The organism is Bacillus sp. 220_BSPC (assembly GCF_001054655.1).
Taxonomy (GTDB): domain Bacteria; phylum Bacillota; class Bacilli; order Bacillales; family DSM-1321; genus Peribacillus; species Peribacillus frigoritolerans.
Map to the genome: position 1 here is coordinate 1 of NZ_JVPL01000107.1, position 23377 is coordinate 23377.

The 23377-nt window shown below is 43.5% G+C and carries 23 protein-coding genes; 16 read left to right on the plus strand and 7 right to left on the minus strand.

All coding sequences use genetic code 11. The features are described 5' to 3' along the window. Nucleotides 1–422: 422 nt before the first annotated feature. From ADA55_RS06865 to ADA55_RS06880, 4 genes are all read left to right on the plus strand, one after another. Entirely contained in the window at nucleotides 423–1409 is a 987-nt protein-coding gene (locus ADA55_RS06865) for a class I SAM-dependent methyltransferase (RefSeq protein WP_034309170.1), read from the plus strand. Nucleotides 1410–1587: 178 nt separating this feature from the next. Then, complete coding sequence (locus ADA55_RS06870) at nucleotides 1588–2793, plus strand: acetate kinase (RefSeq protein WP_048681078.1); 1206 nt, start codon at nucleotides 1588–1590, stop codon at nucleotides 2791–2793. Between the two features lie 216 nt (nucleotides 2794–3009). Further along, complete coding sequence (locus tag ADA55_RS06875; protein ID WP_048681081.1) at nucleotides 3010–3852, plus strand: EcsC family protein; 843 nt, start codon at nucleotides 3010–3012, stop codon at nucleotides 3850–3852. Next, nucleotides 3849–4361: a MogA/MoaB family molybdenum cofactor biosynthesis protein gene (locus tag ADA55_RS06880; RefSeq protein ID WP_034309163.1), complete on the plus strand. Its 513-nt coding sequence runs from the start codon at nucleotides 3849–3851 to the stop codon at nucleotides 4359–4361. The genes ADA55_RS06875 and ADA55_RS06880 overlap by 4 nt, the downstream gene beginning before the upstream one ends. 61 nt (nucleotides 4362–4422) lie before the next feature. On the opposite strand, the gene ADA55_RS06885 is transcribed toward ADA55_RS06880, so the two are convergent. Next, nucleotides 4423–4737, minus strand: a complete 315-nt coding sequence (locus ADA55_RS06885) for a hypothetical protein (protein WP_034309161.1) — start codon at nucleotides 4735–4737, stop codon at nucleotides 4423–4425. A 213-nt stretch (nucleotides 4738–4950) separates the two neighbouring features. Between ADA55_RS06885 and ADA55_RS06890 the strand changes: the two genes are divergently transcribed. After that, nucleotides 4951–6156: an argininosuccinate synthase gene (locus ADA55_RS06890; protein WP_048681084.1), complete on the plus strand. Its 1206-nt coding sequence runs from the start codon at nucleotides 4951–4953 to the stop codon at nucleotides 6154–6156. Continuing rightward, nucleotides 6153–7532, plus strand: a complete 1380-nt coding sequence (argH, locus tag ADA55_RS06895) for an argininosuccinate lyase (RefSeq protein ID WP_048681087.1) — start codon at nucleotides 6153–6155, stop codon at nucleotides 7530–7532. Before ADA55_RS06890 ends, argH begins: the two co-directional genes overlap by 4 nt. A 52-nt stretch (nucleotides 7533–7584) precedes the next feature. Here the strand turns inward: argH and ADA55_RS06900 are convergent, their stop codons facing one another. Then, nucleotides 7585–8022: a universal stress protein gene (locus ADA55_RS06900; RefSeq protein ID WP_034311454.1), complete on the minus strand. Its 438-nt coding sequence runs from the start codon at nucleotides 8020–8022 to the stop codon at nucleotides 7585–7587. 241 nt (nucleotides 8023–8263) lie between these two features. Here ADA55_RS06900 and ADA55_RS06905 point away from each other — a divergent pair, with 241 nt between their 5' ends. Beyond that, complete coding sequence (locus ADA55_RS06905; protein WP_048681090.1) at nucleotides 8264–8833, plus strand: hypothetical protein; 570 nt, start codon at nucleotides 8264–8266, stop codon at nucleotides 8831–8833. Between the two features lie 81 nt (nucleotides 8834–8914). Here the strand turns inward: ADA55_RS06905 and ADA55_RS06910 are convergent, their stop codons facing one another. Beyond that, nucleotides 8915–10012 carry a M24 family metallopeptidase gene (locus ADA55_RS06910; RefSeq protein ID WP_048681093.1) on the minus strand — a complete coding sequence of 366 codons (1098 nt, stop codon included), beginning with the start codon at nucleotides 10010–10012 and terminating at the stop codon, nucleotides 8915–8917. A gap of 118 nt (nucleotides 10013–10130) precedes the next feature. Here ADA55_RS06910 and ADA55_RS06915 point away from each other — a divergent pair, with 118 nt between their 5' ends. Further along, a complete protein-coding gene (locus ADA55_RS06915; RefSeq protein WP_048681095.1) occupies nucleotides 10131–10811 on the plus strand; it encodes a metal-dependent hydrolase in 681 nt (226 codons plus the stop codon). Nucleotides 10812–11367: 556 nt separating this feature from the next. Here the strand turns inward: ADA55_RS06915 and ADA55_RS06920 are convergent. After that, on the minus strand, nucleotides 11368–11583 hold the full coding sequence (locus tag ADA55_RS06920; protein ID WP_048681098.1) for a hypothetical protein: 216 nt from the start codon (nucleotides 11581–11583) through the stop codon (nucleotides 11368–11370). Nucleotides 11584–11708: 125 nt separating this feature from the next. Here ADA55_RS06920 and ADA55_RS06925 point away from each other — a divergent pair, with 125 nt between their 5' ends. Together ADA55_RS06925 and ADA55_RS06930 are read left to right on the plus strand one after the other, a co-directional pair. Beyond that, nucleotides 11709–11933 carry a hypothetical protein gene (locus tag ADA55_RS06925; protein ID WP_034309145.1) on the plus strand — a complete coding sequence of 75 codons (225 nt, stop codon included), beginning with the start codon at nucleotides 11709–11711 and terminating at the stop codon, nucleotides 11931–11933. A gap of 71 nt (nucleotides 11934–12004) precedes the next feature. Then, nucleotides 12005–13324, plus strand: a complete 1320-nt coding sequence (locus ADA55_RS06930) for a DRTGG domain-containing protein (protein WP_034311452.1) — start codon at nucleotides 12005–12007, stop codon at nucleotides 13322–13324. A gap of 27 nt (nucleotides 13325–13351) precedes the next feature. Here ADA55_RS06930 and ADA55_RS06935 read toward each other — a convergent pair whose 3' ends face one another. After that, nucleotides 13352–13654, minus strand: a complete 303-nt coding sequence (locus tag ADA55_RS06935; RefSeq protein ID WP_034309143.1) for a YtpI family protein — start codon at nucleotides 13652–13654, stop codon at nucleotides 13352–13354. Nucleotides 13655–13822: 168 nt separating this feature from the next. On the opposite strand from ADA55_RS06935, the gene ADA55_RS06940 reads away from it, so the two are divergent. After that, the gene (locus tag ADA55_RS06940; protein WP_048681101.1) at nucleotides 13823–14761 is read left to right on the plus strand and encodes a DHH family phosphoesterase; all 939 of its coding nucleotides are present in this window, start codon (nucleotides 13823–13825) and stop codon (nucleotides 14759–14761) included. 65 nt (nucleotides 14762–14826) lie between these two features. Here ADA55_RS06940 and ytrI read toward each other — a convergent pair whose 3' ends face one another. Both ytrI and ADA55_RS06950 read right to left on the minus strand, forming a co-directional pair. Further along, nucleotides 14827–15330 carry a sporulation membrane protein YtrI gene (ytrI, locus tag ADA55_RS06945; protein ID WP_048681104.1) on the minus strand — a complete coding sequence of 168 codons (504 nt, stop codon included), beginning with the start codon at nucleotides 15328–15330 and terminating at the stop codon, nucleotides 14827–14829. Continuing rightward, nucleotides 15327–15662, minus strand: coding sequence for a YtrH family sporulation protein (locus ADA55_RS06950; protein WP_034309135.1), 336 nt, complete (start codon nucleotides 15660–15662; stop codon nucleotides 15327–15329). Before ADA55_RS06950 ends, ytrI begins: the two co-directional genes overlap by 4 nt. A gap of 183 nt (nucleotides 15663–15845) precedes the next feature. On the opposite strand from ADA55_RS06950, the gene dnaE reads away from it, so the two are divergent. From dnaE to accA, 5 genes are all read left to right on the plus strand, one after another. Next, complete coding sequence (dnaE, locus tag ADA55_RS06955; protein WP_048681108.1) at nucleotides 15846–19205, plus strand: DNA polymerase III subunit alpha; 3360 nt, start codon at nucleotides 15846–15848, stop codon at nucleotides 19203–19205. A gap of 113 nt (nucleotides 19206–19318) precedes the next feature. After that, nucleotides 19319–20560, plus strand: a complete 1242-nt coding sequence (locus tag ADA55_RS06960) for an NAD(P)-dependent malic enzyme (protein WP_048681112.1) — start codon at nucleotides 19319–19321, stop codon at nucleotides 20558–20560. A gap of 5 nt (nucleotides 20561–20565) precedes the next feature. Then, nucleotides 20566–21195 (plus strand): FadR/GntR family transcriptional regulator, encoded by a 630-nt coding sequence (locus tag ADA55_RS06965; protein ID WP_105718762.1) that lies wholly within the window; start codon nucleotides 20566–20568, stop codon nucleotides 21193–21195. Between the two features lie 90 nt (nucleotides 21196–21285). Continuing rightward, a complete protein-coding gene (gene accD / locus ADA55_RS06970; protein WP_048681116.1) occupies nucleotides 21286–22149 on the plus strand; it encodes an acetyl-CoA carboxylase, carboxyltransferase subunit beta in 864 nt (287 codons plus the stop codon). Then, nucleotides 22146–23147, plus strand: a complete 1002-nt coding sequence (gene accA, locus ADA55_RS06975) for an acetyl-CoA carboxylase carboxyl transferase subunit alpha (RefSeq protein WP_048681119.1) — start codon at nucleotides 22146–22148, stop codon at nucleotides 23145–23147. The genes accD and accA overlap by 4 nt, the downstream gene beginning before the upstream one ends. Nucleotides 23148–23377: the final 230 nt, after the last annotated feature.

Consider the following 23377-nt stretch of genomic DNA (forward strand, 5'->3'; position numbering starts at 1 on the left):
AAGCGAGTGCCTGGAACGGAAATCAAGTCCCCCAATAACATTTCATGGTTCGGGGTGTGACCAGTCCTAGCCACTTGTTAGACAAAAGGTTTTCTATCTAAATTTCAAAACAAAGTTGATTGGAATGTAAGGTACGAGACTCCTTCGGGAAAAGCGTGTCCAGGGGAGACCCCGCAGGCGCAAGCCGAGGGCAGACCGCCGGAAAGCGAGTGCCTGAAGTGGAAATCAACGTCGTACTTATTTACTTACTCATGTTTAAAATTTTGTAAAGGGAGTGGGCGCGAGAGATTCCTTATAGGAGGAATTTCAAAACGGAAAACGGTACGTTAAATAATCGAAGAATGATGAGCAGGACGTACGGCTTGTATCTCTTTCTTCTTACCTTTAAAATAGGGACAGAAGCAAACAGGAGGAATTAATAAGTGAAGTCTACCCCAGTTGAACAATTATTTTATGAATTTGATGAAACAGCTCAAATATTGCAAAGTGAACTATCATGTACGTATCTGGACGCCTTGGGCGAAACGGGCGAGAATTTCTTCCAAGGGAAAGTCCTGCAGGATGAAATCAGTGAAGTATCGAAGAAAAGGTTAGCGAAGCATTATGCAGATTTTTCACCAGAGAAATATGAGAAGGAAGCAATCCGTAAAGCGTATCAGCTTGCCATTTTAAAAGGCATGCAGCAAAGCGTTCAGCCGAATCATCATATGACTCCTGATGCAGTCGGCATGTTCGTCAGCTATTTAGTCGGTAAATTCACCAAGGACCAAAAAGAGATAGTCATGCTCGATCCAGCCATTGGGACGGGGAACTTACTATTTGCGATCATGAATCAACTTACTGATAAAAACATCGCTTCATATGGTGTCGAGATTGATGAAACCTTGATCAGGCTTGCTTATGCTGGTGCCAACCTGCAAGAACATCCACTGGAATTTTTCAATCAGGACAGCTTGGAGCCGCTTTTCATCGATCCTTCAGATGTTGTGGTCAGTGATTTGCCGATTGGTTATTACCCGAATGATGTGCGTGCAGCTGAATATGAATTGAAGGCCGACAAGGGACATTCGTATGCACATCATTTGTTTATTGAACAAGGTGTTAAACACGCGAAGGATGGCGGACACCTATTCTTCATTGTCCCGAATAACCTGTTCGTCTCGGAAGAAGCTCCGAAACTCAATGATTTCCTGAAGAAGCATACACATATTCAAGGGATGGTGCAACTGCCGCTTTCCATGTTCAAGAATGAATCGGCTGCCAAAAGCATCCTGATTCTTCAAAAGAAAAAAGAGGGTATCGAAGCTCCGAAGAAGGCATTGCTTGTACAACTTCCGAAGTTGTCGGATTTCGAAGCGACAAGGTCTGTCATGCAACAGATGGATGATTGGTTTAAAGAGGAAAAATAATCAATGAAAGCTGATGCCGCAGGCATTGGCTTTCATTTTTTTTTGGAAAAGTGATGATTGGCAATTTTTCGTTATTATTTGGTTGTAATCGCATGCCATGATAAGATTGTACAATACACTGCACGTCTTCATTGAGATGCATATGGAAGAACTAACTTAGAGTAAAGGAGCAGGATCGATGTCAAAAGTCATGGCTATTAATGCGGGCAGCTCTTCATTGAAGTTTCAGCTTTTTGAGATGCCTAGTGAAAAAGTAATTACAAAAGGTCTTGTAGAAAGAATCGGCTTGAAAAATTCCGCATTCACTTTAAGCGTCGAAGGCGAAAATGTTTCTGAAACGGTGGATATACCCAATCATGAAGTGGCTGTAGGGCTTTTATTGAAAAAGCTCATTGACCATCGTATCATTGACTCCTTTGAAGAGATAGATGGCGTAGGGCATCGGGTGGTGCATGGCGGCGAGGTATTCAGTGAATCGGTTTTGATCACGGAGGATGTAATAGAGGAAATCGAAAAGCTTTCCGAGTTGGCGCCCCTTCATAATCCAGCCAATATCACCGGGATCCAAGCCTTCAGGCGAATACTTGATGATGTGCCAGCGGTTGCGGTATTCGATACCGCCTTCCATCAAACGATGGCAGCAGGTTCCTATTTATACAGCTTACCTCTTGAATATTATGAAAAGTACGGAATAAGGAAGTATGGGTTTCATGGTACTTCACATAAATATGTATCGCAGCGTGCTGCCGAAATGATTGGCCGCCCAATTGAACAGCTTCGATTGATATCCTGCCATTTAGGGAATGGTGCAAGCATTACGGCCATAAAGGGAGGCAAATCGATTGATACATCAATGGGGTTTACTCCCTTGGCCGGTGTTACCATGGGAACGCGTTCAGGGAACATCGACCCTGCACTGATTCCTTATATCATGGAGAAGACGGGAAAAACAGCAGATGAAGTGCTGGATGTCCTGAATAAGAAAAGCGGCATGCTGGCCCTTTCCGGATTTTCCAGCGACCTGCGCGATATTCAAGTTGAAGCGGATAAAGGAAATGAGCGGGCTGAACTTGCACTTAAAGTATTTGCAGACCGGATTCACAAGTACATAGGCTCCTATTCAGCTAAAATGGGAGGTGTGGACGGCATCATTTTTACAGCGGGCATCGGTGAAAACAGCCAAAAGATTAGAGGGCGTATCTTGGAGGGACTTGAATTCATGGGGGTATATTGGGATAAGGATCTCAATCATACCAAGGGCAAGGAAGCGTTCATCAATACACCTTATTCCCCTGTCAAAGTCATGGTCATCCCAACCAATGAAGAAATCATGATTGTCAGGGATACCGTGAAAATAGCTTTGAAAGAAACCTGGAAAGCATGACTTCCTGTTTTTTTTATAATGATCTCCTTATCTCTCTGGTAAGGGGGTCTTTCCAGTGAATGCAGTCTATCGAATTTCTCGCCTTCTCTTGGATTTTTTGTACTGGCAATCCATATCATTGAACGCCGGATCGCCATCATCTATTCTCGGAAATGCTTCCTTCTATGGTATACTTAAGGGAGAATCCACCAATTCTGTACATAGGAGGCTTGATGCATGGAATTCACGAACCGGGAAATGAAAGTTTGGAATGAAATTAGTGAATGGCAGGAAAAACTCTATCAATATGAGCCAACGGATCTTGCTGCATTGTATGATAAATGGTTGGAGCAGGGGTTTGCCCTTCTTCCGGAAAACGTCCAACAACAGTTTTTTGAAAAGCTTGATACCTGGCTTTTTCATTTGCATGCCATGGTTCAGAGCTCACAAGTTCAAATAGATGCAAGAGAGCGGATTTTAGCATCTGCGCGCGTGTTTAATGAAGAAATCGAAACGTTGAGTGATTTGAATCACTTATCGATCGATCAGTTGAATTACATAGCTAATCAGCATATTGCTAAGCATCGTTTATATTCTTTTGCACAAGGAGGGATGAGCGGATCAGGAGGCCTGCTTCTGCTGGGGAGCGATATTCCGGCCATGACCGTCATCAATGTCAGGATCGTACAGCTGATTGCGATGTCTTATGGTGTCGAGGTGAATACACCGTTTGAAATGATGCTGGCCCTTAAGGTATTCAATGCAGGAGCGATGCCAAAGAGGCTCCAAGGAATAGCCTGGGAAGAATTGATCCGGGAGGTCCAGACCGCAGAAGATGACTATTTTTATTTAGGAATCGAAGAATTGACAAACCCTACATGGATGGAACAGCCGCTCAAGCAGCTGTTGAAAGCATTATCCATTGCCGTTTTCCGCAAAAAACTGGTTCGGGGCATACCGTTCATCAGCATGGCCATCGGGGCTGGATCCAATTATCAAATGACCAGGAATGTCAGTGAATTTGCACAGAAGTTCTATCAATATCGTTATTTACTGGAGAAGAAGGCTGATGGAGAATGAGTGTCAAGAATCATAAAAAAGCCGTCACGGAGGCAGTTCGCTGCATGGTGATAACCGTCAGCGATACGCGTGATGAAGAAACGGATAAAAGCGGGGCACTGATGAAGGAATTATTGAAATCGAGTGGTCATGAAGTGACGGAATATGTAATCGTTAAAGATGAGCGGAAGGCGATTCAGGATGCGGTCACTTCTGGCAGCCAAAGCGGTATGGTTGATGTCATATTAACAAATGGGGGCACCGGCATCGCCAAAAGGGATGTAACGATCGAGGCGGTCAAAGAATTGATGACCAAGGAAATACCCGGTTTTGGTGAGATTTTCCGTATGCTCAGCTATCAAGAGGATATCGGGGCAGCTGCCATTCTCTCCAGGGCGATTGCCGGAGTCGTGAACAACAAAGCGGTTTTTTCCACCCCGGGTTCATCAGGGGCGGTTCGGCTTGCGATGAATAAATTGATTCTTCCGGAATTGGGACATGTCGTCGGTGAACTCCGCAAGGATTTATAAGAGGGATGCAAAAAAAAAGCCACAGTTTTAAACTGTGGCTTTTTTTTGCATGGAATAGGCCTTAATTATGCATCTTCTCCGTCACGGCTTGATTGGCACGATACCAAAGCCATAAATCATTGATGATGGAAGCAAGTTCCGCAATTTCGGAATTGAGCTGGCATGATTTGGCGAAATTACTCTCATCGGAGAGCCGAAACTGCTTTCTGTTAATCGTGGATTCCAGTTCCTTGATGCGGTCCGGGATGCTTCCCCGGATATTCTCCCAATGTACGAGTATTTGCTGCTGCTCGCCTTTTGTATATTCATCCCACTCCAGATTCAAATCGGGAATGGAGATGCCGAGCCTTTCATCATAGATAAATAGTTCTCTCATATGCCCTCCGCTTTTCGATTTATCATACTCCTAGTTTACTATATTCTCGCGGAAGCATCCAATGTGTAAATTCCCTGAAAATATTAGCGGATTATTTAGCGAAATCTTTAAAATACCCCTTGTATTCCATTAATAAAGATGATAAAGTACTAATCATAGATTGAATAAAAATAACAAACGATGAATTTTTATTCACACGAAAGGACGATGGAAATGGAAAATCAAAAAGTTGTTTTAGCATATTCCGGAGGTTTGGATACTTCCGTTGCAATTAAATGGTTACAAGATCAAGGGTACGAAGTTGTGGCATGCTGCTTGGATGTCGGAGAAGGAAAAGATTTGGACTTCATTAAGGAAAAAGCGATCACTGTCGGTGCGGTAAGTTCCTATGTCATTGATGCGAAGGACGAATTCGCTGATGAATTCGCATTGACGGCTCTTCAGGCACATACTTTGTATGAAGGGAAATATCCATTGGTATCTGCTTTATCACGTCCGCTGATTGCGAAGAAATTAGTGGAAGTGGCTGAAGCGGAAAACGCGGTAGCCGTTGCACACGGTTGTACGGGAAAAGGAAATGACCAAGTGCGTTTCGAAGTATCCATCTCCGCATTGAACCCTAATTTGCAAGTCCTTGCACCTGTTCGTGACTGGAAATGGTCTCGTGAAGAGGAGATTGAATATGCAGCGAAAAATGGCATTCCCGTTCCGATTGGCATGGCGAGCCCGTTCTCGATTGACCAAAACCTTTGGGGAAGAAGTAACGAATGCGGAATCCTGGAAGATCCTTGGGCAGCTCCGCCGGAAGAGGCATATGATTTGACTACAAGCCTTGAATGTACGCCAGATACTGCCGATATCATTGAAATTGGTTTTGAACAAGGTGTGCCGGTTACATTGAATGATAAAAACTATAAATTGGCTGACCTGATCGTCGAGTTGAATCAAATTGCCGGCAAACACGGAGTTGGACGTATCGATCACGTTGAAAATAGATTAGTAGGAATCAAATCACGTGAAGTCTATGAAGCTCCTGGTGCGATGACATTGATAGCTGCACACAAAGAACTTGAAGATATCACGCTTGTTAAAGAACTGGCTCACTTCAAACCGGTGATCGAGAAGAAAATGACTGAATTGATTTATGAGGGACTTTGGTTCTCTCCGCTTCAAAAAGCTTTGGCTGCATTCCTGAAAGAAACACAAGTGAATGTAACGGGTACGGTCCGTGTGAAACTATTCAAAGGTCATGCGATTGTTGAAGGAAGAAAATCCGAGTACTCCCTATATGACGAAAAATTGGCTACCTATACAAAAGCAGACGAATTCGATCATGATGCAGCAGTTGGATTCATTAAGCTATGGGGACTTCCGACGAAAGTGAACAGCATGGTCAATAACAAGAAGGTGACAGTGTGAGCAGCAAGCTTTGGGGAGGAAGATTTACGAAATCTGCCGAAGAATGGGTAGATGAATTTGGAGCTTCCATTTCCTTTGACCAGGAACTTGTCCTTGAAGATATTCAAGGCAGTTTAGCTCATGTAACCATGTTAAAGCAATGCAGCATTTTACCTGAAGAAGATGCGGATCAGATCATTGCGGGTCTGAAAAGCTTACAGGAAAAAGCTGAGAAGGGTGAATTGACTTTCCAGGTTGAGATGGAAGATATCCACCTCAACCTGGAAAGTATGCTAATAAGCGAAATCGGTCCAGTTGGCGGAAAGCTTCATACAGGAAGAAGCCGTAATGACCAAGTTGCGACCGACCTTCATCTGTATATGCGGAACCAAACGAAAGTGATTCTGGAACTCATCAATGATTTGCAAATAGCGATTTTGGGACAATCCAAGAAAAATGTGGAAACACTGATTCCAGGTTATACACATTTGCAGCGTGCACAGCCCATTTCGTTTGCCCACCATTTAATGGCTTATTTTTGGATGCTTGAGCGTGACAAGCAGCGCTTCACCGAGAGTTTCAAAAGAATCAACATTTCTCCATTGGGTGCTGGGGCATTAGCTGGGACGACTTTCCCGATTGACCGTGCCCTCAGTGCGGAGCTATTGGGGTTTGAGGGAATTTACGAAAACAGCCTTGATGCGGTAAGTGATCGTGATTTTGCCATTGAATTCATGAGCAACAGTGCGACAATGATGATGCATTTATCCCGTTTCAGCGAAGAAATCATTCTCTGGTCAAGCCAGGAATTCCAATTCATTGAATTGGATGATGCGTTTTCCACTGGAAGCAGCATCATGCCGCAAAAGAAAAACCCTGATATGGCGGAATTGATCCGTGGTAAAACAGGACGGGTTTATGGGAACCTAACGGGGTTATTGACTGTTTTGAAAGGACTGCCGCTTGCTTATAACAAAGATATGCAAGAAGATAAAGAGGGCGTTTTTGATACGGTTAAGACCATTGTTGGTTCACTTAAAATATTTGCCGGCATGATTTCAACGATGAAAGTGAAAACGGACGTAATGGAAAAAGCAACAAAAAATGACTTCTCGAATGCGACGGAATTAGCTGATTACCTGGCTTCAAAGGGAATGCCTTTCCGTGAGGCGCACGAAGTGGTCGGGAAGCTTGTATTGTTCTGTGTCCAGAATGGCTGCTATTTAGTCGACCTGAGCATTGAACAATTCCAGGAAGCTTCCGAGTTGTTTGATCAGGATATTTATGATGCATTAAATCCTTATGAGGCAGTTAAACGCCGTAACAGTGCGGGCGGTACAGGTTTTGCCCAAGTCCTGCTGGCGATTGAAAAAGCGGAAAAACTGGTAAGTGAATAACAGGAAAAAGCTCGTTCACCAATTTGGCGAACGAGCTTTTTATCATTTTCTCTTATTGATTCGTACGCACGACCATTACATCACAGTTTGAATGGCGAACGATGCCTTCCGACACGCTGCCGATAAGGAAACGTTCGACTGCATTAAGGCCTGTTGCACCGCAGACAATTAAATCGATCGAATGCTTTTTCGCTAAATCCCTTGGAATTTGAACTTTAGGAGAACCATAGGCAACTTCTGTTTGGACCTTTGTAATCCCGGAGGCAATGGCTTCCGTTTTATACTTGTCCAATAGCTCATTGGCAAAGGTTTCAGAGTGATCACGGATAGTCATATCATAAGCTTCGACAGTAGGGAAATTCCTTGTATCCACGATGTGTGTGAGCACAAGGGTAGCGTCACTGAGTTTTGCTAAGTAGATGGCCTTTTTTAAGGCCCACTCTGCTTCTTCCGAGCCGTCCACTGCTACAAGAATATTTTTATAATCTATACTATTCAAGTGAATCTCCTCCTTCTATTTCATTCCTATTATACAATGATTTACCTAATGTATCTGATTTCAATTGTAACAAATCAGCGAATGTTTATGCCAATAATCTGGAAATCAAAAATGAAACAATATGATTCCAACCTTATTATGATGTAATGAATCATGCAGTAACGAAAATCTCTCCTTTTTACCTTATTTGTTTTTTAATGGTAACCTTTGGTGTGAGAGGGGAGTTTTTTCTTTGAGTGTTTCAAAAATAGTAAACTATGCTTTATATTCATTTATGCTTTTGTATGCTTTGACCTATTTCATTTATATTTTCTTCATCAATTTTATACATGCTTCAATCAGTTTTATGAGTATAGCAGCACTGCTGCTTCCATTTATTCTATTACTATTTTTTCAATGGATTTCATGGAAATATACCAATAAGCATAATAAAAGGAAACTCAAGATTAGATTTATAGTCATATCAAGCCTTGGCTTTGCCCTTCTGGTTTTTTGTGTGGTTCTGTTAGGGGTAAATGAATCTGAATCAAGGTTCACCACTGAAAGATGGTTAAATGATGATAAAGGAAGAGTCTACCTGGTAGATGACTTAATCAATCAACATGAATTGATAGGCATGACAAAAGATGATGTGTTCACGTTTTTAGGGTCCCCAACAGAAACGGAATATTTTAAAGAGGAAGATAATGTTGTTTATTATCTCGGTGACGAGAGGGGAATCATAAGAATAGACAGTGAATGGCTGGTCATTTGGTTTGACGGCAGTGATAAAGCAATGAAGTATGAACTGCGGACCGATTAGTTGATATGTTGAAAAAATACCCCCGTCTTAAATGAAGGCGGGGGTATTCGGATTTCGTTATATTAAATGGTTCATGCATTATCACTTTATGATTTGCAGGCTCTTCGGGAATTTGGTCAAAACCTCACAGCCGGCATCGGTGATCAGTAGATCATCTTCAATCCTGACACCTGCAACATTTGGAACATATATGCCAGGTTCGATGGTATAAACCATTCCGGATTGAAGTTCGAGGGAATTCGTTTCAGTCAAGGATGGATACTCATGGACACTGATCCCAAGTCCGTGGCCGAGCCTGTGCGGGAAGAATTCACCGTATCCTTTATCCCTGATGATGTTTCTGGCCGTCAAGTCTATCTCGGAACAGGATACACCAGGTTTACTGGCTGCAACGGCAGCTTCTTGTGCTCTACGTACAGTTTCATATATTTCTGCCTGTTTATCATTGATATCTCCGTAAGCAACCGTTCTAGTAATGTCAGAGCAGTACCCTTCATGAACGACGCCAAGGTCAAAGAGGACAAGGTCGCCGCGCTGAACCTTCGTATTCCCAGGTGTGCCATGCGGGGAAGCGCCATTTTTACCAGTCAGGACCATGGTGGAGAAAGACATTTGGCTCACTCCGGCCTTTTTCAATTCGTATTCAATCGCTGCAAGGATTTCCATTTCCGTTTTACCTTCATGAATTTCGCTGACACCCACTTCAATCGCAAAGTCGGCAAGGCGGCATGCTTCACGGATTTTGACCATTTCATCTTCCGATTTGATCATTCGCATCTTTTGAAGTTTTTCTTCTGCGGAAACAAGCTTCGGTGCTCCGAAGTGTTGTTGGACCTTTTCATAACGTTCCACATTCATATGCTCTTTTTCAATGGCCATTGTATGAATGGTTAAACCGCGATCCTTGACTGCTTGCTTAACTTTTTCCCAAGGATTTTCAATGTCGGTGTAACCGATGATATCTCCATCCCATCCAGCCTGTTTAGCATCCGGAACTTCCATCTGCGGGCAGACAAGGAAAGGTTCGGCATTTGCAAAAATGGCAAGTGCCAGCAGTCTTTCATGAGGATCACTAAAAAACCCGCTCAAATAGAAGATGCTCTCTGTAGATGTAAGTAAAGCGGCTTCAGCCTCATTCGCCTGTAGCCAAGTTTGTAGTTCTTTCAAACGTTCATTCATGACGGTACCTCCATTAATAAGATATAATTACCTTAGCAATATTTAAAAGTATAGTAAATGGGAAAGGCCTAAGAAAGCTACATAAAAAAATTGTTGGTATGGGAAGGGAGCATCAAAAATGAAAGTATCTTTTCATGGACATGCAGTTGTAAAAGTCGAAACGAATGGTAAAACGATTTTAATCGATCCATTCATTACTGGAAACGAATTGACCGATTTGAAGGTGGAAGATGTGAAACCGGATGTGATCATCTTAACACATGGCCATAATGACCACGTCGGTGATACGGTTGAATTGGCCAAAAGGCATGATGCGCTTGTCATCGGCATTGCAGAGATTGCCGACTACCTGGGTGATCAAGGGGTCAGGACCCACGGGATGAGCATCGGCGGAGCTTTCGAGTTCGACTTTGGAAAAGTGAAACTGACGCCAGCTTTCCATGGAACGGGATTCAATAATGGAGAGGGGCAAATCATTTATTTAGGAATGCCTGCTGGAATATTGCTTACGATAGAAGGGAAAACGATCTATCATGCAGGGGATACAGCGGTATTTTCCGATATGAAACTGATCGGGGAACGACATCCGATTGACTTGGCATTCTTGCCTATCGGCGACAATTACACCATGGGCCCGGAAGATGCAGCACTTGCAGCGAAATTCCTTCAAGCCAAACAAGTCGTGCCGATTCATTACAATACTTTCCCTGTCATCAAACAGGATCCTGAAAAATTCCTCGACTTGCTTGAAGAGGAAAATGGACTGATCATGGAAGCCGGGGATGAAATAGACTTTTAAAAGGAGCGGGAGCCTGCAGGTGCTTCCATCAGACTATAGATAAGTTCGATGATAATGGAGTGTGTCGACAGTTTTTTTTAGGTTTGTAATATTTGACCGTTTCTTTCCACTGCAGGCACTCGCTTTCCGCGGGCGGTCCGGGAGCCTCCTTGGCGCTTATGCGCCTGCGGGGTCTCCCTTGGACTCGCATCCCCGCAGGAGTCTCGCACCTTCCGTTCCAATCAACTCTGCATTAAAACTAAGAGAGAAACCCAATTGCCCTCAGTTTTGGAAGGTTTGTAAGTTGACTTTTTCTTTCTCCATTAAGACTTAATAATTTATATCCGCCTTTACTAAAGACTTTTTGTTTTTTATTAGAAAAGGAGTACTTTAGGAAAATAAGTCAAGTTCATTATTTTACATATACACTTCCGTATATCTCATTATCGAGATAGCGTCCAGTTTCCAAATCTAATGCATGGGAAAGTCGTGGTTGTTGGTGCGTTTGTCTGCACCGCTGTGGACCAAGTGATGATTGGTGTTTTACAATACTACTGCTTCCTGTTTTCCTTGCAAACTACCCCGTACAGTGAGTTTCTTTTCTAAACTTCATTTTTATTTCTGACACTTCTTTATTATCTGTCTGTTTAGAATCATTTTCCTCTCCATTGACTGCCACTTTAGTACCTGCTTCGGAACATCCATCTATAGTTAGGGCGCTCAAAGCAACTATTATTGAATTGATATGTTTGACAAAAACTAATCCCTCCTTTTGTATATCGAGTAAATTCACTCCTCTTTTATGAAAAAAGAATCCATACAAAGTGAATCTATCTGAAAGTAAACTCTCGCTCAGCAGCCAAGTCTTTTTTCCTTTCACAGGCATAAAATGAATAGATGAAAAAAAGGGGGGATTGGATGAAACAGAGGTTATTACTGTGTTTGCTTTTATGCGGTGTGATGCTGTATTATGCCGTGCCGCGCTTGTCGTTGGAAAGTGGCGGTCTGGAGGGTCTGTTTGCTGGATCCTGGCTGTTGTTTGCATTGTTGGCGGTAGCAGGAAACTTGACGGGCATACTATATTCTCCTAAGAAACAAAAGGTAAAACGACAGCCGGAATACAAAAGGTTGCGCCAATACTAGTAGTTGTTTGATAAACTGGGCTCTTTGACCTTATAATGGAGAATAGGAATACCGTGAAAAGGGTGAAGCGCTTGGCTACAAAGCATGAACAAATATTGAAACATATCGATGGGCTCCCTGTCGGCGAAAAGATTTCCGTCCGTCAAATAGCGAAAGCATTGAATGTTAGTGAAGGTACGGCATACCGGGCAATTAAAGAGGCGGAGAACCAGGGCTACGTGAGCTCGATTGAGCGGGTAGGCACGATCCGCATTGAGAAAAAGAAAAAAGAGAATATTGAAAAGCTCACTTTTGCAGAGGTAGTCAATATTGTTGACGGACAAGTTCTTGGAGGGAAAACGGGACTTCATAAGACATTAAATAAATTCGTCATCGGGGCGATGAAGCTGGATGCCATGATGAGATATACAGGGGCAGGAAACCTGCTGATCGTCGGGAACCGTACACAGGCCCATGAGCACGCGTTAAAAGCGGGTGCAGCGGTGCTGATCACCGGGGGATTCGATACTGAAGAGCCTGTTAAAAGGTTAGCCGATGAATTGGAGATGCCTGTCATCTCAACGAGTTACGATACGTTTACCGTCGCAACGATGATCAATCGGGCGATTTATGACCAATTGATCAAAAAGGAAATCTTGCTGGTGGAGGATATTTTGACACCCGTACAGGAAACGACCTTTTTGACAGTGGGTGACCGGGTTCAGACCTGGCATGAACTGAATCAGGAATCGGGGCATAGCCGTTTCCCTGTTGTCGATGACAATATGAAGGTTCAAGGAATGGTCACATCAAAAGATATCATCGGACAGGAAGAGATGACTCTCATCGATAAGGTGATGACGAAAAACCCGATGACCGTAGGCGATAAAATGAGTGTGGCATCTTCTGCACATATGATGGTTTGGGAAGGGATCGAGTTAATCCCGGTCGTGAATGACAGTCATATCCTAAAGGGTATCGTGAGCAGGCAGGATGTGCTGAAGGCATTGCAAATGAGTCAAAGGCAGCCACAGGTCGGCGAAACGATCGACGATACGATCACCAGCCAGCTTGTGATGACTTCGAATCGCGGCAAGGGCGAGGAAGTGTATAACTATGGCGTCACCCCGCAGATGACCAATTACCTTGGTACCATTTCAAGCGGTGTGTTCACGACATTGGTCACCGACTCGGCAAATCGTGCACTTAGAAGCTATAAGCGCGGTGACTTGGTCGTGGAAAACATGACGATCTACTTCATCAAGCCAGTCCAGATCGACAGTACACTTGAAATCCATCCGCGTGTCCTTGATGTAGGACGTAAATTCGGAAAAGTAGATGTCGAGGTGTTTAACCAAGGCAAACTTGTCGGCAAGGCGATGTTGACTTGTCAATTGCTGGACCGATCATGAAAAATAAAAAGGATAATCGAAATTCGATTATCCTTTTTGATTTGCAGCTTCTTCGATTGCATGCGGCAAATAAAATTTATACATTTTATAGCCGCCCCAAATACTGAATAAGCCAACGAAGATGAAAACGGCGGCAATGATATAAGTGATGGTCGTGTGGAATAGAAAAAGCTGATTGATTCCGAATAGTGCGACAAACGCACCGAGGGCAATGGAAGACTTCCCTGAAATCCACTTTTTCTCCATCGGCATTCTGGTTCGGACCGATTTGATTTTATAAAACAGATAGACCCCTAGTGAAAGAACGATCAAGGTGACAAGAATAGGCATCGTTTGAAATTCCCCCAATTTAACATATGTACCTTTTTATTGTAGCGGGAAATGAAAGAGAATGCCACAGTAAACAAGATGAGTCTTCCTATTTCCGCAATTTTTTGATTAAATGAAATATATCATCTTTATAAGGCTCGATAATACATATGTTAAGGGGAGATCAATATGAAAGCTGAAATATTAGCAGATATAAAGCGTTATGATACTATCATTCTCCATCGTCATGTCCGTCCAGATCCGGACGCTTATGGATCACAGGGGGGATTGGCGGAAATCCTGAAAGCATCTTTCCCCGAAAAGCGAATTTATACGGTCGGGAAAGAGGAACCGTCATTGAATTATTTAAGAAGGCTCGATGTGATTTCGGATGAAACATATCAAGGTGCCTTGGTCATCGTTTGTGATACCGCAAATACGGACCGGATTTGTGATGCACGTTACACGACGGGGGATAAACTGATTAAGATCGATCATCATCCTAATGAAGATCCATATGGGGATATGCGTTGGGTCGATACATCGGCAAGTTCCACAAGTGAAATGATTTACGAGTTTTACCAGTTCGGTAAAGAACAAGGCTTGAAGATGAGTGATGAAGCGGCACGCCTTCTATATGCAGGCATTGTTGGCGATACAGGACGTTTCCTATTCCAAAGCACGACTGAAAAGACATTTGCCTATGCCAGTGAATTGATTCACTATTCGTTCTCCCGCCCTCTGTTATATCAGGAGATGTATGACGTCGAGGAAAGCATAGTCCGGTTGAATGGATATGTGCTGCAGCATTTTGAAATCCTTCCATATGGAACGGGGAAAATGATCATCACGAAAGATATACTTGAAAAATTCAATGCTTCTACATCTGAGGCATCGCAGCTCGTTTCCTCGCTAGGTTCGATTAAAAATGTTAAGTCATGGATCTTTTTCATTGAAGAGGATCAAGAAATCAGGGTCCGTTTCCGTTCTAAAGGACCGATCATCAATACGATTGCCCGTAAATATAACGGCGGAGGCCACCCGTTTGCAGCAGGGGCTTCGATCTATTCTTGGGATGAAGTGGATAATATCCTTGCCGACATGGAAGAGTTGAATAAAGCGGAATGATAAAAACTTAAAGACCAAATCACAAATGATTTGGTCTTTTAAATTCGGTGGATATTCACCCATCCTTAAGAAGTAGTCCTTTTTAGTTTGATTTCTATATTCATTTTCGTATAAAACATGATTTCAACGACTTCAAGTTGATAGCGCTTTTTATTGATGGTCACGATCTTATTTTCTATCGATTTTTTCAACAGCACCTTTCCGTCATAGACACTGGCGACATCTTTGGCGAGAAGAGAGGATAGGTCGTCCTCAATCACATCCTCGGCTTCAGCAATACTCAGCCGATCCAGACTGTATTTTTCATTCGTGATGGTAACTTCCACTTCCTGAATCGTCAGGATCTCCTCGTTTTTCTCGTTCAATTTTTTATAATCCTGCTCCCAAATTGCGATTTCCCCATTTAAATCCTTGATCTCTTCTCTTTGTTCGTGAAGGGTCCGGATCTGCTTCTCCTGCTGGACACCATGCATATAAAAGAAAATCACCCAGCTGATCAATCCGCCAAGTGCGGCCCCGGCAAAAAAACGCTGCCAGGTAGGAGTCCGGTGATAGGGAGGAATCCTCATGGTGAAATATGCTCCTGCGTGAACCAGTTGATGATCAGTGCTCCTGTCTGTGCCCCTCCAAGTGCAGATAGTATCAATAGGACCTGCTTGACTATATCCTTCGTTTCCCCGTGGAAAATACCGCGTTCAAAATTATAGACCATATCAAAGGTTCCCCCGATCGCAGCGACAATCGCCCAAATACGAAGGCTGTCCGACAGCCTGAATACAGTCGTCATCGGGGCTTGTCCTGTAAAAAAAGCGGCGAGGCCCCCGATTATCGAGCCGCCAAGCAATACGCCAAGCGATATGAAAAAGCTGTTGAGGAAGGCTGGAACAAAGGCTTCATTCATATATCATCATCCTTTTTTGCTTGATATTCTTCTATTCCATTTATATGGGATATTCAGAGGTATTATGATAGTCGCCGGAAATCAGGAAGTTAAATTGCATTGGTAATGAGAACATATTTTCTTTTTTTGAAATAAACACTATAATGAAAAGAAACATGCCTTACAAAGGTGGGAGAAAAAAACGTGTATACTCATCTCCATATTCAGAGCGGATACAGCCTGCTGACAAGTACGGTGAAGATCACTGAACTTGTGGCCAAAGCGAAAGCGGATGGCTGTACAAGTCTTGCCTTAACCGATCGAAATGTTATGTACGGTTCGGTCTATTTTTATAAAGAATGCAAGAAGCAGGGCATTAAGCCGATCATCGGCATACTTGCGGATGTCCTTGATGAACGGGAATCTCCACATGGACTTCTTTTATTGGCAAAGAGTCTGCAAGGATATCAAAACCTGCTTAAAATAAGCAGTGCCATAAAAACGAAATCCCCGTCAGGCATTCCAATGAATTGGCTTAAAGCCTATTCCGGGGGCTTGATTGCAATCACACCAGGTGCAGAGGGGCAAATAGAAACGCTATTGAGAGAAGAAAACCCTGAAGAAGCCAAACAGGCAGCAGGGCGATTTCTGCAAATTTTTGGTCATGATAACTTTTATGTATCCATACAGAGACTGTCGATTGCGGATGAGGAAAAAGGTAACGAAGCCATAAGTCAGTTGGCGAGAGATTTAGAGATAAAGATTGTCGCGACGAATCCAGTCTATTATTTGAACGAAAGCGATGCACTCGCTCATGAAGTCTTATTGGCAATCGGAAATGGCGACAAGCTTGCGGATGAGACGCATACGGTTCTTGATTCCGATCAATTTTATTTGAAAAGCCGTGCTCAGATGGCAGAACTATTCCATGACAGGCCGGATGCACTCGAAAATACACTGCATATTGCCGCGCAATGCAATCTGGACATTCCATTTCATCGTTCACTTCTGCCTAAGTACCCTACTGAGGATGGAGCCACAGCCGAGGAAATGCTCGAAGCCATCTGCTTCCAAGGGCTGAAGAAAAGAGTGCCGGAACCATCCATTCAATATGAAGAGCGCCTGCGATATGAATTGGATATCATCACCAAGATGAAATTCAGCGATTACTTTTTAATCGTTTGGGACTTCATGAAATTCGCTAAGGACCATCAAATCCTGACTGGTCCAGGAAGGGGGTCGGCCGCAGGGTCGATGGTCGCTTATGTGCTGTCGATCACGGATGTCGATCCAATCGAACATTCCTTGCTATTCGAGCGTTTCCTGAATCCGGAACGTGTCTCGATGCCGGATATCGACATTGACTTTCCGGATAACCGCCGTGAAGAAGTGATTGCCTATGTCGCGAAGAAGTACGGGGAACTTCATGTAGCACAGATCATTACATTCGGAACATTGGCTGCCAAGGCTGCGTTAAGGGACACAGGACGTGTTTTCGGCCTGAATTCAAAGGAACAGGAAGCGGTATCGAAAATGATTCCAGGCCGTCTGGGCATCACGCTTCCCGAGGCTTTCAAGGAATCTAAAAGGCTTAGGGAATTCGTTAATGAGAGTGACCTGAATCAAAAACTATTTCAAACCGCGTTATTGCTTGAAGGGCTGCCTCGCCATGCTTCGACACATGCCGCCGGCGTCGTCATCAGTGACCAGGCACTGACCGAACATATCCCGATTCAGGGAGGGCATGACGGTATCCACCTGACTCAATATCCAATGGACCTTCTCGAAGAACTGGGACTTCTAAAAATGGATTTTCTTGGACTCCGCAATTTAACGCTCATCGATAATATTATAAATAACATTAAAAAGGGAACGGGGAAAAAGCTCGACTTGTCCCATATTCCGATGGATGACCCTGAGACGCTGGCCCTTTTAGGCAGAGGCGAAACAACCGGAGTGTTCCAATTTGAATCGGATGGCATCCGAAAGGTTTTGATCAAGCTGAAACCGAACCGATTCGAGGATATCGTCGCGGTCAATGCCCTATATCGTCCAGGTCCGATGGAAAATATACCGCTGTTCATCGAGCGAAAGCATGGACTTGCTCCGATTGATTACCTGCACGAGGATTTGAAGGATATCCTCGAGCCTACATACGGGGTCATCGTTTATCAAGAACAAATCATGCAAATCGCCTCCCGCTTAGCAGGGTTTTCATTAGGGGAGGCTGACCTGCTCCGACGTGCCGTTTCGAAGAAGAAGAAGGATGTTCTGGATCAAGAGCGGCAGCATTTCGTGAGCGGCGCATTGAAACAAGGATACTCCGAAAAAACGGCAGATGAGATTTATTCCTTGATTGTCCGCTTCGCTAACTATGGATTCAACCGAAGTCATGCGGTGGCGTATAGTTTCATCGCTTATCAGCTGGGTTACTTGAAAACCCACCATCCGGAATATTTCATGGCAGCACTTTTGACATCGGTTGTCGGGAATGATGAAAAGATTTCGCAATATATCCGAGAAGCAAAGAAGAAAGGGATAGCGATTCTGCCCCCCTCGATTAACCGGAGCGGTTACCCGTTTTTACCGGAAAAGGAAGGGATCCGTTATAGCCTTGGAGCCATAAAAGGGATAGGCGGGACGGTCCTAAAAGATATCTTTGCTGCGAGGCGTCAGAAGAAGTTCGCTGATTTATTCGATTTCTGTTTGCGCGTTTCGGGGAAAATCGTAAATAGAAAAGTGTTGGAAGCGCTTGTCCATTCAGGTGCATTTGATGAATTCGGTGAAGACCGGGCAACATTGTTGGCGAGCTTGGACGTAGCGATCAATCATACGGAATTGGTTAATCCGGATGATGACCTATTCGATATGTTTTCGGATGGCGAGTTTTCACTCAAACCGAAATACCACCGGGTCGATCCTATCCCAATCGAGGACAAACTCTCTTTGGAAAAAAGCGCATTGGGGCTTTATCTATCGAATCATCCTGTGACAAGCTACAGAGAACTTTTTCAGCACTTCGGCTGTTTGACAATAGATGAAGCTATTAATAAAAAGGAATCGAAAGTCTTACTTGGCGCTTACATCACCTCGGTTAAAACCATAAGGACAAAAAAGGGCGATGTGATGGCTTTCTTGAGCGTCAGTGATGAAGAGGGGGATATTGAAGCGGTCGTTTTTCCAAATGTTTATAAAAACCACTCTGCCGACTTGAATCATGGACAACTCGTTATGCTGCAAGGGACATTGGAAGAGCGGGATGGAAAAACCCAGCTCCTGATCCGGAACGTGTACCCGCTTGAAAAAGTGAAGCAGATGAAAGAGGAAAAAAACGGAACGATATTCCTGAAAATTGAGGCTGGCAAGCAAACGAAGGATACACTGCAAAAAATAAAAAAAATTTTAATGCAGCATAGCGGTGAAACCAAGGTCATGCTTTTTTACGAGAGGGAAAACCGCTATGTACAGCTATCTTATTGGGATTGGGTCAATCCTACAGATAGATTGATGCAGGCATTATTTGACTTGGTGGGAAAAGGGAATGTGGTTTACAAGAAAGAATAACTGTTTTACAACTTTAATAGTTATGTTATATTGAAAACAGGCCGCTGTGGTCTGACCACTAGATTTCAGCATATAAGATAATGGGTTACCCAATTTGTTTTAGGAGTGAAACTATGACATTAAGAGAAGAAGCGTTACATATGCACCGCTTGAATCAAGGAAAATTAGAAACAGTTTCGAAAGTGCCGGTTAGGAACGCAGTAGATTTGAGCCTGGCTTATTCTCCTGGTGTCGCAGAACCGTGTAAAGATATTTACGATAAGCCGGAAACCGTTTATGACTATACAATGAAGGGGAATACTGTTGCCGTCATTTCTGATGGAACGGCTGTTTTGGGACTTGGAAACATCGGTCCGGAAGCTGCTATGCCGGTCATGGAAGGAAAAGCCGTTTTATTTAAAAGTTTCGCCGGAGTGGACGCTTTCCCGATTTGTTTAAAAACGACGGATGTGGACAAAATTGTAGAGACCGTTAAATTACTCGAACCGACTTTCGGTGGAGTGAACTTAGAAGACATAGCCGCACCAAATTGTTTTGAAATTGAAGAACGACTCAAGAAAGAAATGAATATTCCTGTTTTCCATGATGATCAGCACGGTACAGCCATTGTTACTGTTGCCGGTCTTGTGAACGCGTTACGACTGGTGAATAAATCAATGTCAGAAATTAAAGTGGTAGCGAATGGCGCAGGCGCTGCGGGCATTGCCATCATTAAATTGCTTTATAGCTATGGAGTTCGCGACATCATCATGTGTGATACGAAGGGTGCCATTTATGAGGGCCGTTCGACAGGTATGAATGATACAAAAGAACAAGTGGCGAAAGTGACCAATCGAAATAAGGTTTCAGGACCTTTGGAATCTGTCATTGAAAACGCTGATGTATTTATAGGTGTTTCTGCCGCAGGTGCATTGACAAAAGAAATGGTTTCTTCGATGAATCGGGATGCGATCATTTTCGCGATGGCTAATCCAGATCCGGAAATCATGCCGGAAGATGCAAAAGCAGCGGGTGCCAAGGTTGTTGGAACTGGCCGTTCGGATTTCCCGAATCAGGTCAATAACGTCCTTGCTTTCCCAGGGATTTTCCGTGGTGCCTTGGATGTACGTGCGACTCATATCAATGAAAAAATGAAGGTCGCTGCAGTAAAAGCCATTGCTGGATTAATACAGGAGCATGAGTTGAACGAAGACTACGTGATCCCTGCTCCATTTGATGAGAGGGTGGCACCTGCCGTTGCGGCTGCTGTTGCCAAGGCAGCGATGGAAACTGGAGTAGCTAGAATCAATGTAGATCCAGAGGTAATTAAAGAAAAAACAAAGAAATTAGCGATCATTGGAAAAAGTGAGGAATAATTAATTTGGCAGGTCGTACTTCTTCATCCAAAATTTATCTCGATGTCGTTGAGAGCCTACGTAGCATGATTGAAGCGGACAGCCTCCTGCCGGGAGATAAAATCCCATCAGAACGGGAGTTATCGGATCGTTTTAATGTTGGGCGTTCCTCTGTCCGTGAAGCATTGCGTGCCTTAGAGCTATTAGGTTTAATAGAAACAAGGCGTGGTGAAGGGACGTTTATTAGGGATTTCCAGGAGCATAAGCTAGTCGAGCTTCTGGGAACCTTTTTTTTGCAAGATAAAAAAGTACAAGAAGATTTGGCTGAGACGAAAAGGCTGATTGAAATTGACTGTTTGCGGATCGTCGCTTTTTTCGCTACGGCTGAGGATATCAAAAGATTAATGGCCTGGGTCAAAGCGGATAAGTTTCATGATGATGATTTCTTTTTAAGAATTGCCATTATGAATCGCAATCGATTGCTGGAAAGAATTTGGCGCATTGTCAACAGCTATGCTAGAACATCAGAGATGGTACAGGGTAATGTGAAAAAAGAAGATTATCTGGCACTTCTTACATATTTGCTCGAACGTGATGAAGAAAAAGCCATCGAAACGTATCTTATTAGAATTAGAAATATGTCGAAGGGCGAATGACACCTTTTTACACGATACTAATTTTATTTCTGATATAGTTTGTACCAAGTATCATAAAATAGATAATTGGTGGTAAAGGGAGGATTAAGCTTGCTTAAAGAGCTATTTGCGAAGTCTAAGAAGAAATATGCAACGGTTCCTTTTGATCGGGAGAAACAAGATGTACCAGAAGGAATCATGACAAAGTGCACCGGCTGTAAAAAAATCATGTATACAAAAGAATTGGTGAAAAATAAGAAAGTCTGTCTGCATTGCGGGTACCATCATCCGATGTCTTCCCATGAGCGCATCGAATTTTTATTCGACGAAGGCACTTTTAATGAATTTGATAAAGAAATGATTTCCGTTAACCCGCTTGATTTTCCGGATTACTTGGAAAAATTGGAAAAAGATAGAAAGAAAGCCAAGATTAATGAGGCGGTTGTCACAGGAGTCGGAAGCATCAATGGGTACCAAGTTTCAACTGCCATCATGGATTCGAATTTCCGGATGGGAAGCATGGGATCCGTTGTTGGCGAAAAAATTACCCGTGCCATTGAACGTGCTGGTGAATTGAAGATTCCGTTCATCATATTTACGGCATCAGGCGGCGCCCGGATGCAGGAGGGTGTTTTGAGCTTGATGCAGATGGCAAAGACAAGTGCAGCACTCAAGATATTCAGCAATGAAGGCGGACTGATCATATCAATGATGACCCATCCTACCACAGGCGGGGTTTCGGCAAGTTTCGCGTCACTTGGCGATATTAATTTAGCCGAACCTGGAGCCCTTATTGGATTTGCGGGACGAAGAATCATTGAGCAGACGATTCGTGAAGAGCTTCCTGAAGATTTCCAAACGGCTGAATTCTTGTTGAAGCACGGTCAATTGGATGCGGTCGTCAAACGTACGGAAATGAAGGAAACCTTGACGACGATCCTTAAAATCCATGCCCCGGGCGGTGAGTGGTTATGATTTACGAATTAGAGTTCGAGCGTCCCATTACGGACCTGAGAAATAAAATTAAAGAGCTAAAGACAATTTCGAAGGATGCTGATGTAGACCTTACAGCAGAAATCGAAACATTGGAAAAGCGTTTAGAGAAGCTGGAAGTGGATATCTACAACCATCTTAAACCGTGGGATCGAGTTCAGATTGCCCGGCATCCAGCCCGTCCGACGACGCTTGATTACATTCCGCTGTTATTCAATGACTTCATCGAGTTTCATGGTGATCGTTATTATGGGGATGATGAAGCGATTGTTTCTGGAATCGCAGAATTTAATGGACTTGCCGTGACTGTCATCGGTCATCAACGCGGGAAGGATACGAAGGAAAACATCCGTCGTAACTTCGGCATGCCTCATCCTGAAGGCTATCGAAAAGCTTTGCGTCTGATGAAACAGGCTGAAAAATTCAACAGGCCGATTATTTGTTTCATTGATACGAAGGGAGCTTTCCCTGGTAAAGCTGCTGAAGAGCGCGGGCAAAGTGAAGCCATTGCGAAAAACCTTTTCGAAATGGCAGGGCTGAAGGTGCCGGTCATCAGTATTGTCATAGGTGAAGGCGGAAGCGGCGGTGCATTGGCACTTGGCGTCGGAGATCGAATTTTCATGCTTGAGAACTCAACATATTCCGTGATTTCCCCTGAAGGGGCTGCAGCCTTGCTGTGGAAGGATGCCTCTCAGGCTAAGAGGGCTGCGGAAACGATGAAAATCACGGCTCCCGACTTAAACCGCTTAGGAGTCATCGATGAGATCATTCCTGAAGTGAGGGGCGGCGCCCATCGGGATTCGAATTTACAGGCAGAAGCCATCAAGGAAATCCTGAAACGTTCATTCAATGAACTGTTGCCATTGAATAGTGATGATCTTATCAACCAGCGTTATATGAAATTCAAGAAAATCGGTGAATATGAATTTGCAAAACAACAACCTGAGGGCGAACCTAAGGGAGTGGAACAGCATTCATAAACACATTTTGGAAAAGGAAAAACGTGCTGCCTGGGGCAACACGTTTTTTCATCCTTTCATTCGCGCATATGTATTCATTACCGAAACGAGTAAAGAATATGGTTTGTGTGTAGAATGTAAAGTTTCACACCATTTTACTTCAATTTCTGAAGAGAATCGGTTAGGCTTATAACATCAAGTATGCATAAGTGAGACAGTTACTGCTTATTGAAGCTTGAAAAAGGGTACAA

Excerpts from the sequence above, each read along its gene's own strand:
- ADA55_RS06870 (WP_048681078.1), top strand. The coding sequence starts at position 1,588 with ATGTCAAAAGTCATGGCTATTAATGCGGGCAGCTCTTCATTGAAGTTT.
- ADA55_RS06875 (WP_048681081.1), top strand. The coding sequence starts at position 3,010 with ATGGAATTCACGAACCGGGAAATGAAAGTTTGGAATGAAATTAGTGAA.
- ADA55_RS06880 (WP_034309163.1), top strand. The coding sequence starts at position 3,849 with ATGAGTGTCAAGAATCATAAAAAAGCCGTCACGGAGGCAGTTCGCTGC.
- ADA55_RS06885 (WP_034309161.1), bottom strand. The coding sequence starts at position 4,737 with ATGAGAGAACTATTTATCTATGATGAAAGGCTCGGCATCTCCATTCCC.
- ADA55_RS06890 (WP_048681084.1), top strand. The coding sequence starts at position 4,951 with ATGGAAAATCAAAAAGTTGTTTTAGCATATTCCGGAGGTTTGGATACT.
- ADA55_RS06910 (WP_048681093.1), bottom strand. The coding sequence starts at position 10,012 with ATGAATGAACGTTTGAAAGAACTACAAACTTGGCTACAGGCGAATGAG.
- ADA55_RS06915 (WP_048681095.1), top strand. The coding sequence starts at position 10,131 with ATGAAAGTATCTTTTCATGGACATGCAGTTGTAAAAGTCGAAACGAAT.
- ADA55_RS06925 (WP_034309145.1), top strand. The coding sequence starts at position 11,709 with ATGAAACAGAGGTTATTACTGTGTTTGCTTTTATGCGGTGTGATGCTG.
- ADA55_RS06935 (WP_034309143.1), bottom strand. The coding sequence starts at position 13,654 with ATGCCTATTCTTGTCACCTTGATCGTTCTTTCACTAGGGGTCTATCTG.
- ADA55_RS06940 (WP_048681101.1), top strand. The coding sequence starts at position 13,823 with ATGAAAGCTGAAATATTAGCAGATATAAAGCGTTATGATACTATCATT.
- ytrI (WP_048681104.1), bottom strand. The coding sequence starts at position 15,330 with ATGAGGATTCCTCCCTATCACCGGACTCCTACCTGGCAGCGTTTTTTT.
- ADA55_RS06950 (WP_034309135.1), bottom strand. The coding sequence starts at position 15,662 with ATGAATGAAGCCTTTGTTCCAGCCTTCCTCAACAGCTTTTTCATATCG.
- ADA55_RS06960 (WP_048681112.1), top strand. The coding sequence starts at position 19,319 with ATGACATTAAGAGAAGAAGCGTTACATATGCACCGCTTGAATCAAGGA.
- accA (WP_048681119.1), top strand. The coding sequence starts at position 22,146 with ATGATTTACGAATTAGAGTTCGAGCGTCCCATTACGGACCTGAGAAAT.